Genomic DNA, 12,193 nt, shown 5'->3' on the forward strand with positions numbered 1-12,193 from the left:
CATGGGATTGTTCGATTATAAAAATGCCGATGGCAAAGCGTTGTACAGCGACGCCATCGCACTCACGCTGTATGCCTACACGCCGACCGGTCAGGCGTTGCCGGCGACGGGCTGGAAGCCCCTGTCCGCCAGCGCGCTGGGTTATCAGGGCAAGGTCGGGCCGCAGGGCACGTTCTTCGGCGAAAAGGACGGCTTTACCAGTGCCGAAGCGGAAGTCCTCGGTCGATACGACGCGGCGGGCAAGCTGATCGGGATTGGCGTGGCGTTTCGCGGCACCGGCGGGCTCGGCTACAGCGACACTTTCGGCGACATGAAAAACAATCTGCTGGCCGCCGTCGGGCCGTCGGATTACGCGAGCAACTACGCGAAAAACGCCTTCGACAACCTGCTCAAGGCGGTTGCCGCATTCGCCATTGCCAACGGCATTGCCGCCAAAGACATGTTGTTCAGCGGCCACAGCCTCGGCGGGCTCGGGGTCAACAGCGTTGCCGAATTGAGCGGCAGCCACTGGGGCGGTTACTTCAAGGACGCCAACTACATCGCGTTCGCCTCGCCGACCCAGAGCAGCACCGGCACCAACGTGCTCAACATCGGTTATGAAAACGACCCGGTGTTCCGTGTGCTCGACGGCACCACGTTCAGCACCGCGTCGATGGGCAAGCACGACAAACCGCATGATTCGACCACCGACAACATCGTCAACTTCAACGACAACTACGCCTCCACTGCGCAGAATCTCGTGCCGTTCAGCATTGTCAATCCGCTGAACTGGTCGGCCCACGGCTCGCTGGGCTATGCCGATGGCTTGAATCGGGTGATCGATTCCAGGTTCTACAACCTGACCAGCAAGGACTCGACGATCATCGTTTCCAATCTGGAAGAGGCATCACGGGGCAAAACCTGGGTCGAGGACCTGGGCCGCAGCGGCGAGCCGCACACCGGCAGCACCTTCATCATCGGCACTCAGAGCGGCGACTGGCTCAAGGGTGGCGCGGGCAACGACTTTCTTGAAGGCCTGGGCGGTGATGACCGTTTCCGCGATGACGGCGGCTACAACATCCTGCTCGGTGGCCAGGGCCACAACACCTTTGAACTGCAAAAACCGTTGCAGAACTTCAGCTTCGCCAACGACGGTGACGGCACGCTGTACGTGCGCGACGCTTACGGCGGCATCAGCATGACCCGCGATATCGGCGCGCTGGTGAGCAAGGAGTCGGGCTCGTGGTGGGGCAGCAAGGAAATCACTTGGGGCGTCACGGCCAAAGGCTTGACCAATGGCAACGAACTGACCCAGTACAACCACTCGCTCAGCGGCGATGCCTACGGCAATACACTACACGCTGCGGTGGACGGTGACTGGCTGTTCGGCCTCGGTGGCGACGACAAGCTGACCAGCGACAAGGGGCAAGTGACCTTCGTCGGCGGCGCCGGCAACGACGTGATGACGGCGGTAGGGGGCAACAACACTTTCCTGTTCAGTGGGGCGTTCGGTTTTGATGCCATCAACGGTTATCAGGGCAGCGACAAACTGCTGTTCATGGGCGTCGAAGGTGCCGGGCAGGGCTACGACTACAAGCAACACGCCTCCCAGGCCGGCAACGATACCGTGCTGAAGATTGGCGACTATGCCGTGACCCTGGTCGGCGTGGGAGTGGCTAACCTGTCGGACTCCAGTTTCATGTTCGCTTAGATCCAGTGTGGGAGCGGGGTTGCTCGCGAAGAGGGTAGATCAGCCAGCATTTTTGTAGCTGGCACAGCACCTTCGCGAGCAGGCCCGCCCCCACGGTAAACAGCAGCAAGTAGTACTGAAATGCTCCGGGGCGTGCCCGTAAGGGGCGCCCTGGCTGTGAGCTATCTCTAACAATTCCAACAAGAGAGAGGCAATAGCAATGGGTGTGTATGACTACAAGAACTTCGGCACAGCCGATTCCAAGGCGTTGTTCAGCGATGCCATGGCGATCACGCTGTATTCCTATCACAACCTCGATAACGGCTTTGCCAGCGGTTATCAGCACAACGGATTCGGCCTTGGTCTGCCGGCCACGCTGGTCACTGCGCTGCTCGGCGGCACGGATTCCCAAGGGGTGATTCCGGGTGTTCCGTGGAACCCCGACTCGGAAAAACTCGCCCTCGATGCCGTAAAAAAAGCTGGCTGGACGCCCATCACTGCTGCGCAACTGGGTTACGAAGGCAAGACCGACGCCCGGGGTACGTTCTTCGGCGAGAAGGCCGGCTACACCACTGCCCAGGTGGAAATTCTCGGCAAGTACGACGCTCAGGGCCATCTCACGGAACTCGGCATTGCCTTCCGTGGCACCAGCGGCCCGAGGGAAAACCTGATCCTCGACTCCATCGGCGATGTGATCAATGACCTGCTCGCCGCCTTCGGCCCCAAGGATTACGCCAAAAACTACGTCGGCGAAGCCTTCGGCAATCTGCTCAATGATGTGGTGGCGTTCGCCAAAGCCAATGGCCTCACCGGCAAGGACATACTGGTCAGCGGCCACAGCCTCGGCGGTCTTGCGGTCAACAGCATGGCCGACCTGAGCGGCGGCAAGTGGGGCGGTTTCTTCGCCGATTCCAACTACATTGCCTACGCCTCGCCAACCCAGAGCAGTACCGACAAGGTGCTCAACGTCGGCTACGAAAACGATCCGGTGTTCCGCGCCCTCGACGGCTCGACCTTCACCGGCGCCTCGGTCGGTGTACACGACGCGCCGCATGCCTCGACCACCGACAACATCGTCAGCTTCAACGATCACTACGCCTCGACCGCGTGGAATCTGCTGCCGTACTCGATCCTCAACCTTCCTACGTGGATTTCTCACCTGCCCACCGGCTACGGCGATGGGATGACCCGCGTGCTGGAATCGAAGTTCTACGACCTGACCAGCCGCGACTCGACGATCATCGTTGCCAACCTGTCCGACCCGGCGCGCGCCAACACCTGGGTGCAGGATCTGAACCGCAACGCCGAAACCCACAAGGGCAGCACGTTCATCATCGGCAGTGACGGCAACGATCTGATCCAGGGCGGCGGCGGCAACGACTACCTCGAGGGCCGGGCCGGCAACGACACATTCCGCGACAGTGGCGGTTACAACGTGATTCTGGGCGGGCAGGGCAGCAATACCCTGGATCTGCAGCAGGCAGTGAGCAAGTTCGACTTCGCCAATGACGGTGCTGGCAACCTGTACATCCGCGATGCCAACGGTGGGATCAGCATTACCCGCGACATCGGCAGCATCGTTACCAAAGAGCCGGGGTTTTTATGGGGCCTGTTCAAGGACGATGTGACCCACAGCGTAACGTCCGGCGGTCTGAAGGTCGGTAACAATCTCACGGCGTATGAATCCAGCGTCAAAGGCACCGGCGGCGCCGACACGCTCAAGGCCCATGCCAGCGGCGATTGGTTGTTCGGCCTTGATGGCAACGATCACCTGATCGGTGGTGCGGGCAACGACGTATTCGTCGGCGGCGCAGGCAATGACCTGATGGAGTCGGGCGGCGGGGCGGACACGTTTCTGTTCAACGGCGCGTTCGGCCAGGATCGGGTGGTCGGCTATACCAGCAACGATAAACTGGTGTTCCTCGGCGTGCAGGGCGTCCTGCCGAGCGATGACTTCCGCGCACATGCCACGACCGTCGGCCACGACACGGTGCTGACGTTTGGCAATGATTCGGTGACATTGGTCGGGGTGGCGCTCAATAGCCTGAGTGCCGATGGCGTCGTGATCGCCTGACAGGGCCTCTTCGCGGGCAAGGCTTGCGCCTACGGTCATGAGTGGACGGTAGGCGCAAGGCTTGCTCGCGAAGAGCAATAGTGCGGTACTGGAAGTGACTCACAAGCCAATCCCTGACTCAAATCCCTGCCAAAACAGGAAATGCAGGCTAAAGCCAGCACATGCGCGCACGTTCTATAGCTAGCCGCAAAATGAGTACAGGAGATTCAAACGTGAAAGGTTTCAAGAGGTCTGTCGTGATTGCAGGACTGGTGCTGTGTTCAGCCAATGCCTGGGCCGATCTGCCTCAAAGCTCGATTCTGAGTCGTTACGGCATCACCACCGACCAACTGCCGAGCCCGGCGAAGACCGACGCAGTGGAACCGGTCGAAGAGAAAAGCCGCTTTCAGATTCAGCCCGAACAACCGTTCGTGACCATTCGCCTGGGCGACGGCAAAACGCCGCAAACCACCGGCAACCTGAGCATCGACCGCATGGCCCAACAAGACCTGGAACGTTGCCAGCGCTTGCAGGGTGAAGTGGCCCGGCGTGGCGGCACCTACAGGCCATGTGACAACAGCATCCCCGGCATGACCCTCGATCAATAATGTCGCTGCAGGAGCTGCCCTCGGCAGCTCCTGCAGGTGGGGCGTCAGTCTTCCTTGCGCACCGTGGCGACTTCGTCGGCGCGGACTTTCACCTTGGCACCGGAAATATCCTCGAACTCGTAGAAGCCATCCTCCGTTTTGGTCTTCGGCATGTCCTCGGTCAAATACTGGGTGCCGTTCTGCAGGGTAACCACAGTCGGGGTCGAGCAGCCGCCCAATGCCAACAGAGCCGCTACCGCCAAGGGAATGCCCAGCGTCTTGATTTTCATACCCACCTCAAATTCCTCATGCCATGTGATACCGAGCATTGTCGGTGTCTTCACGCGGTTGGTGCCATCAGGAAGGGAAAAGTTCGATAGGCCGGCGAAAAAATGCCACTGATCTTTTTCCGTTTGCGCCCGATGGGGCAGAACTGTTATCTGTACGCATAACCAGTATTCGTATGCCGTGGCCCAGAATTCCCGTGACTGCCAATCCCCTCGACGATCCGTTCTATTACCTCAACAACTTCCGGCAAGTGCTTGACTGGCTTGAACTTCGCTATGCCGATGTGATGAGCGAAACGGAGCACGGGTTTATCCGTGACTTCAACGCCTTGCCCCGGCCATCCCAGGGATTGCTGGTGCGCATGGTCATGCGCAAGGGCGTGCACTTTCGCGCAGGCAAACTCGGTTATGCGGAAATCGGCGACATTGCCCAGGCCGCCGCGCCGTTACTGAAGGCCGGCTGGCTCGACGAGCACGCTCAACTGACCATGGCCGAGGTCTTCGACCTGTTGCTCAAAGCCGAAATTCTCCAGGCATTTGGCGCACACATCGAACAACCCAAGGGCCGCAAGGACGACTGGCTGCCGTTGCTGGCCGAGCAATTCTGCGAACCGAGAAGCCTGCGCGGCTGGGCCCCGATGCTCGACGAGCGTCTGTTCAGTCTGACCATCATGGACCTGTGCGACCGCCTGCGCCTGATGTTCTTCGGCAACCTTTATCAGGACTGGTCCGAGTTCGTGCTCGCCGATCTCGGGATTTTCACCTACGAAAAAGTCGAGTTCTGCGCCGAGTCCCGAGGGCTGCGCAGCCGCGAAGACGTCGACGCCTGCCTGTTCCTGCACGACTGCCAGCTGCGTTTCGAGGCCGGTGAAGCGCTGGACACCCTCGTTGCGCAGGTCGCCGCGCTGCACTTCGACAACCCGTGGTTGCAACGTCGACGCGGCAAGGTGTTGTTCCAGATCGGCCAGTATTGCGAGCGCAGCGGCGAGTTCGCCCTGGCGCTGGAGGTTTATCGCGACTGCGCTTATCCCGGCGCGCGGCTGCGGATGATTCGCGTGCTGGAGCGCTGTGCTGAATACGCGTTGGCGCTTGAGTTGGGCGAGCTGGCGCAACAGGCGCCGCAAAGCGCTGCGGAACAACAAGGCTTGCAACGGATGTTGCCACGCCTGCGCCGCAAGCTCGGCGGGCCGCCGCTGAAACGGGCGGTCGCCAGGCCGGTTGAACGCCTCGACCTGCACTTGCCGCGCACCGATCCAGCGTTGTCGGTCGAGTACCATGTGCAGGCACATCTGCACGATGCCGACGGCCCGGTGCATTACGTGGAAAACAGCCTGATCAATTCGCTGTTCGGCCTGTTGTGCTGGCCGGCGATCTTTGCGCCGTTGCCGGGGGCGTTCTTCCATCCGTTCCAGCGTGGGCCGGTGGACCTGTTGAACGAAGATTTCCAGCTGCGCCGCGCCGAACTGTTCCAGACCTGCTTCGCCCAGCTCGACGATGGCCGCTACGCCGACACGATCCGCCAGCGATTCGTGGAAAAGTGGGGCATACAGTCGCCGTTCGTATTCTGGGGCGCATTGAATGAAGCGTTGCTGGAACAGGCGCTGGCCTGCCTGCCCGCCGAGCACCTGAAACACTGGTTCCAGCGCTTGCTGCTCGACATCAAGGCCAATCGCGCCGGCATGCCCGATCTGATCCAGTTCTGGCCGCAGCACAAAACCTACCGAATGATCGAAGTCAAAGGCCCCGGCGACCGCTTGCAGGACAACCAACTGCGCTGGCTGGAGTTCTGCCATGAACATCAGATGCCGGTGGCGGTGTGTTACGTGCAATGGGCGGAGCAGAGCGCTTGAGCTATAGCATTGCGGTGCGGGCGCTGTGTGAGTTCACCGCCAAGACCGGCGACCTCGACCTGCGTTTCACCCCGTCACCCACAGCACTGGAAGGCATCACCGGCCATCGCACCGTGGCGTCGCGGCGCAACGAAAAGTACCAAAATGAAGTGGCGCTGGAAGGCGAGTTCCGTCAGTTGAGGGTCAAGGGCAGGGCGGACGGCTACGACCCGGTGCAGAACTGTCTCGAAGAAGTCAAAACCTACCGTGGCGACTTGAGCAAACAACCGGCCAATCACCGTCAGTTGCACTGGGCACAAGCAAAAATCTACGGCTGGCTGATGTGCTGCAAACTCGAACTGGCGCAAATCAATCTGGCGCTGGTGTATTTCGACATCGTCAGTGAAAAGGAAACCTGTCTGGTTGAAGCCTTCAGCGCCGAAGCCTTGCAGGATTTTTTTGAGCAACAATGCACTTTTTTCCTGCAGTGGGCCGAGCAGGAAATGGCCCACCGGGCGGCGCGAAATCTGGCGGCTCAGCAACTGCGCTTTCCCCATGCGGACTTCCGGCCTGGCCAGCGGCATCTGGCCGAATCGGTGTTCAAAGCCGTCAGCACTGGCCGCTGTCTGATGGCCCAGGCGCCCACCGGGATCGGCAAGACCCTCGGCACGCTGTTTCCGCTGCTCAAGGCGCTGGCGCCGCAACAACTGGACAAAGTGTTCTTCCTCACCGCCAAGACCCCGGGACGCAAATTGGCGCTGGACGCCAGTCAGGCGTTGTTTGATCAGGCCGATACCTTGCCCCTGCGGGTTCTGGAAATGGTCGCCCGGGATAAATCCTGCGTACACCCGGACAAAGCCTGTCACGGAGAATCCTGTCCCTTGGCCCAGGGCTTTTACGACCGCTTGCCGGCCGCGCGGGCAGCGGCCAGTCGCGTCAATCTGCTCGATCAGGCGGCGATGGCCGAGGTCGCCGCTGAGCACACGGTGTGCCCGTACTACTTGAGTCAGGAGATGGCCCGTTGGGCCGATGTGGTGATCGCTGACTACAACTATTACTTCGATTTCAGTGCGCTGCTGTTCGGGCTGGCCCAGCTCAATCAATGGAAGGTCGCGGTATTGGCGGACGAGGCGCACAACCTGGTGGAGCGAGGCCGGCAGATGTACAGCGCCAGTCTTGACCAGTTCACCCTGGCCAGCGTGCGCAAGACCGCTCCTGAAGCGCTGAAAAAATCCCTGCAACGCGTTAACCGCGAATGGAACACACTGCACGCACCGCAACTGGCGGTGTATCAGGCCTACGACAAGGCCCCGGAAAAACTGCTGCAAGCGATTTCCCTGTGCTGCGCCGCGATAGGCGACTACCTCAACGACCATCCGCAAGGGCTCGACAGCGGCTTGCAGAACTTCTATTTCGATCTGCTGCAATTCGCTCGCGTGGCAGAACTGTATGACGAGCATTTTCTGTTCGACATCAGCAAACGCGACCTCGAGCGCAAGAAACCCTTGTCGCAGCTGTGCCTGCGCAACGTGGTGCCGGCGGCATTCATCGGTCCACGGCTGAAAGCGGCGCGCAGCAGTGTGCTGTTTTCAGCGACCCTCAGCCCTCGCCACTATTACGCCGATCTGCTCGGCACGCCGCCGGACACGGCGTGGATCGACGTCGAGTCGCCGTTTGATGCCGAACAGTTGCAGGTGCGGATCGTCAGTCAGATCTCCACCCGTTTCAATCACCGACAGGCGTCGCTTGACCCCATTGTCGAACTGATTGCCCGACAGTTCAGCGAACGTCCGGGTAACTACCTGGCGTTTTTCAGCAGCTTCGATTATCTGCAACAAGTGGCGGTTTTGCTCGCCGAGCGACACCCGCACATCACCCTGTGGCAGCAATCTCGAGGGATGGCCGAAGGGCAGCGGCAAGCCTTTCTCGATCAGTTCACCGCTGACAGTCAGGGCGTGGGTTTCGCGGTGCTGGGCGGGGCCTTCGGCGAGGGCATCGATTTGCCCGGTGCACGCCTGATCGGAGCGTTCATCGCCACCCTCGGGCTGGCGCAGCTCAACCCGGTCAACGAACAACTGAAAAGGCGCATGGCCGCCATTTTTGGCGCGGGGTACGACTACACCTACCTGTTCCCGGGGATACAGAAAGTCGTGCAGGCTGCCGGCCGGGTCATTCGTACTAGCGAAGATCGCGGCGTGGTAATGCTGATTGACGACCGGTTTGCCGAGGGACGCATCCAGCAGTTGCTGCCGAAGTGGTGGGCGTTGAACTCCTGAGGTTTGCCGTCCGAAAGCGACGTGTTCTGGCGGCGATTTCCGAAGCTTTCGTAGGATGTTTTTCCTTTTGAAGCAAAGACATATTCAGTATCGAACGTTTCTTTGAATGACTCTGAAAAACAGGCTTTATTGACGAGGCAGCCCTTGCGGGGCACTCACCTTCGATAAGGAAATCGACGCATGACCACCGCAGAGAACTACAGCTTCACCCCGGAGCAACTGAGCGTGGCTTTCGCTGAAATCAGCACCACGCTGTTCGCGGGCATCAGTGCCGACACCACGCCAAAACTGCTGATCACCGCCGGCGTGCAGAGCTCCGGTAAAACCTGGCTTCTGGAGAAAACCCTGCTGCCGTCCGGCAAATACGACAATTACGTGCGTCTCTATTTGCCGGCGTTTCGCCAAAAACACCCGCAATATCAGGAGATGCTCAAGCACGGCACGCAGCATGCCTATGAGCAGACCGAAAAGTTCATCTACGACATAGCGGCGAAGATCTTTGAGAAAGCCTTCACCCACAAATACAACATCATCATGGAATGTGCGTTCGACTCGATCAGCTTCGCCACGCTGCCTGCGGTTGCCGTTAACGCCGGCTATCAACTGGAAGTACATATCGTCGCGTGCAATCAGCCCTTTGCGTTAATCTCCTGCTTCAAAAGAGCTTTCAACAGTCTGGAAAAACAGGAGCTCGAACGCTTCGTTCAGCCATCAACACTCAAATCCAGCCTGGCAACCGCTCACGCGATGGTTTTCGCTATGGAGGCAGCTGCGAAACAGGCCGACGGCTCGCAGATCCTTTTGTATGAGCGCGGCATGGGCGCGTTGAAAGATCGCGCGTTGCGAGCACACAGCATTTACCACAAGGACGAGAGGGGCGTATTGACAGTGACGTCGCCCGGTCAGCTCTACAGCCATGCCAGGTATGAGCGTATCAGCAGCAACTCGCTCAATCGCGCCGGGCGTCATGAGCTGATCAAGGAGTGTCATCTCATGCTGCAACAAGCCAATCAATATGCCGGGCAGATACCTGACTACGTGTACGGCGCGCTCTATTCACGCATATTCAAATACGTCCAACGCTGAACCATGCATTAACATTGGCGCTTTATCGGGTGTATGCGCATTCCAAACCGCTGGTTTGACGCATACTCCAGTTGATACCCCAGTGCGGTGAGTGTGATGAGCGAAAAGAACCAGGCCGCTGCAATCGAGGAAATGCGCTTTCGGCTTTTGATCGATGCGGTGGTCGATTATGCGATCTACATGGTCGATCCGGACGGCATCATCACCAGTTGGAACTCCGGCGCCAAACGTTTCAAAGGCTATGAAGAGACCGAGATTCTCGGTGAGCATTTTTCGCGTTTCTACACGCCCGAAGATCGCGCTGCAGGGTTGCCGCAGCACGCGCTCGATACCGCAATCGGCGAAGGCCGATTCGAAGGCGAAGGTTGGCGGGTGCGCAAGGACGGTACCAACTTCTGGTGCCACGTGGTGATCGACCCGATCATCGCCCCCGACGGCAAGCTGCTGGGGTTCGCCAAGATCACCCGCGACCTGACTGATCGCAAAATGGCCGAGGAAACCCTCAAGCAGAGCGAGCAGCAGTTCCGTCTGCTGGTCCAGGGCGTCACTGACTACGCCATCTATATGCTCAGCCCCGAAGGGCGGGTCAGCAACTGGAACCAGGGCGCGCAGCGGATCAAGGGCTATCTGCCGGAAGAAATCATCGGCGAGCACTTTTCGATCTTCTACACCCCTGAAGACCGTGCACTCGGCGAACCGCAGCGGGCTCTGGAGATTGCCACCCGCGAGGGTCGCTTCGAAAACAAGAGCTGGCGCATGCGCAAGGATGGCACGCGGTTTCTGGCGCATGTGGTGGTCGATGCGATTCGCGGAGAAACCGGCACGCTGCTGGGTTTCGCCAAGATCACCCGCGACGTCACCGAAACCCATCAGGCACAACAGACTCTGGAGAAAACCCGCGAAGCACTGTTCCAGGCGCAGAAGATGCAAGCCATTGGTCAACTCAGCGGCGGCATCGCCCACGACTTCAACAACCTGCTGACGGTCATCCTCGGTAACCTGGAAATCCTGCAAAAGCGCACGGGAGATGATCCGAAAATCAGCCGCTTGCTGGAAAACGCCACCCAAGGTGCATTGCGCGGTGTGTCGCTGACCCAGCGCATGCTGGCCTTCGCCCGTCGACAGGAACTCAAGACCGAGTCGGTCGATATCCCGCAACTGGTGCAAGGCATTACCGGTTTGTTGCGCAGTTCACTGGGGCCGGGCATCCGTATCGAGACACGCTTTGCCCATGACCTCGAGCCGGTGCTGGCCGACAGCAACCAACTGGAACTGGCGGTACTCAACCTGGCGACCAACGCCCGGGATGCCATGCCCAACGGCGGCAGTGTAGTGATCAGCGCCCAGCCGGAAGTCATCCTCGAACACAGTCATGCCAGCCTCGCGGCGGGACGTTACATGTGCCTGAGCATGGTCGACACCGGCGACGGCATGGACGCCGAGACACTGTTCTCTGCCAAAGACCCGTTTTTCACCACCAAGGGGCTGGGCAAAGGCACCGGACTGGGATTGTCGATGGTGCACGGTTTTATCGAACAGCTCGGCGGCCGCTTCATTCTCAAAAGCGAAAAGGGTCATGGCACCGCCGCTGAGTTGTGGTTACCAATGGCCGGCGAGGGTCTGGTGAGCAAACCGTTGCAGCGGCGCGCCGAACCGATTGCAGTGCCGCGACTCAGCGTGTTGGTGGTAGACGATGACTCACTGGTATTGACCAGTACCAGCCTGTTGCTCGAAGACCTCGGGCATCGGGTGATCAATGCCACGTCCGGCGCCCAGGCGCTGACGTTGCTGGATCAGGGCGAAATCATCGACCTGATGATCACCGACATGGCCATGCCGCAGATGAGCGGCGCGCAACTGGCTCATGCGGTCCGTCTGCTCAAGCCGGATTTGCCGATCATTCTCGCCACGGGTTACGCCGAACGGCTGGAAGGTTTCGCCGCGCAACTGCCACGGCTGCCGAAACCGTTCACCCAATTGAATCTGGTCGAGATCATCGCCCAGTCGATGAAATCAACCGCCTGAACATCCACCTGAACCTGTACGCCACGGGGTGTCTCTAAGCGTTTTCCCCACCCCGGAGCGTGCGTCCCTTGTCTCGCATATTGACCCAGCCGACCGCTGAAGAAACCCTGACCGAACACGATGCCAAGATGTTCGGCTCACCGAAGGAACGCCTGGACTTCTATCGCCGGGAAATCCAGTACGAAACCAGCATTCTGGCCAACCGCACCGATGCCTACCTGGCGGCGCAATCATTTCTGGTCATCGCTTTTGCGTCGTGCATGGCCAATCTCAACCCGGAGTGGGGCAAGTTGTTTACCCTGTTGGTGCCGCCATTTCTGGCGCTGCTCGGTTTGCTCAGCTCGCTCAATGCCTGGCCGGGGATTCGTGCGGCATACGAGA

At 59.6% G+C, this 12,193-nt stretch carries 8 protein-coding genes and 1 pseudogene; 8 read left to right on the plus strand and 1 reads right to left on the minus strand.

From position 1 onward, the window contains the following. The first annotated feature begins 1 nt into the window (after nucleotide 1). The 3 genes from AACY19_RS18830 (at nucleotide 2) to AACY19_RS18840 (ending at nucleotide 4,330) form a co-directional block, all read left to right on the plus strand. Nucleotides 2–1,690, plus strand: a complete 1,689-nt coding sequence (locus AACY19_RS18830) for a polyurethane esterase (RefSeq protein ID WP_339452789.1) — start codon at nucleotides 2–4, stop codon at nucleotides 1,688–1,690. A gap of 199 nt (nucleotides 1,691–1,889) precedes the next feature. Beyond that, nucleotides 1,890–3,743, plus strand: coding sequence for a polyurethane esterase (locus tag AACY19_RS18835; RefSeq protein ID WP_339452791.1), 1,854 nt, complete (start codon nucleotides 1,890–1,892; stop codon nucleotides 3,741–3,743). Nucleotides 3,744–3,955: 212 nt separating this feature from the next. Next, nucleotides 3,956–4,330, plus strand: a complete 375-nt coding sequence (locus AACY19_RS18840) for a hypothetical protein (RefSeq protein ID WP_339452793.1) — start codon at nucleotides 3,956–3,958, stop codon at nucleotides 4,328–4,330. A gap of 44 nt (nucleotides 4,331–4,374) precedes the next feature. Here AACY19_RS18840 and AACY19_RS18845 read toward each other — a convergent pair whose 3' ends face one another. Then, complete coding sequence (locus AACY19_RS18845; RefSeq protein ID WP_339452795.1) at nucleotides 4,375–4,599, minus strand: YgdI/YgdR family lipoprotein; 225 nt, start codon at nucleotides 4,597–4,599, stop codon at nucleotides 4,375–4,377. Between the two features lie 194 nt (nucleotides 4,600–4,793). On the opposite strand from AACY19_RS18845, the gene AACY19_RS18850 reads away from it, so the two are divergent. From AACY19_RS18850 to AACY19_RS18870, 5 genes and pseudogenes are all read left to right on the plus strand, one after another. Further along, nucleotides 4,794–6,446 carry a VRR-NUC domain-containing protein gene (locus tag AACY19_RS18850; RefSeq protein ID WP_339452797.1) on the plus strand — a complete coding sequence of 551 codons (1,653 nt, stop codon included), beginning with the start codon at nucleotides 4,794–4,796 and terminating at the stop codon, nucleotides 6,444–6,446. Next, complete coding sequence (locus tag AACY19_RS18855; RefSeq protein WP_339452799.1) at nucleotides 6,443–8,701, plus strand: ATP-dependent DNA helicase; 2,259 nt, start codon at nucleotides 6,443–6,445, stop codon at nucleotides 8,699–8,701. The genes AACY19_RS18850 and AACY19_RS18855 overlap by 4 nt, the downstream gene beginning before the upstream one ends. A 180-nt stretch (nucleotides 8,702–8,881) precedes the next feature. After that, nucleotides 8,882–9,787, plus strand: a complete 906-nt coding sequence (locus AACY19_RS18860) for a zeta toxin family protein (RefSeq protein ID WP_339452801.1) — start codon at nucleotides 8,882–8,884, stop codon at nucleotides 9,785–9,787. A 96-nt stretch (nucleotides 9,788–9,883) separates the two neighbouring features. Next, nucleotides 9,884–11,812: a hybrid sensor histidine kinase/response regulator gene (locus tag AACY19_RS18865; RefSeq protein WP_339452803.1), complete on the plus strand. Its 1,929-nt coding sequence runs from the start codon at nucleotides 9,884–9,886 to the stop codon at nucleotides 11,810–11,812. Between the two features lie 68 nt (nucleotides 11,813–11,880). Next, nucleotides 11,881–12,193: pseudogene (locus tag AACY19_RS18870) on the plus strand (hypothetical protein); the annotation flags it as partial.

The sequence above is a fragment of the Pseudomonas sp. EA_5y_Pfl2_R50 genome, assembly GCF_963970475.1.
GTDB lineage: Bacteria > Pseudomonadota > Gammaproteobacteria > Pseudomonadales > Pseudomonadaceae > Aquipseudomonas.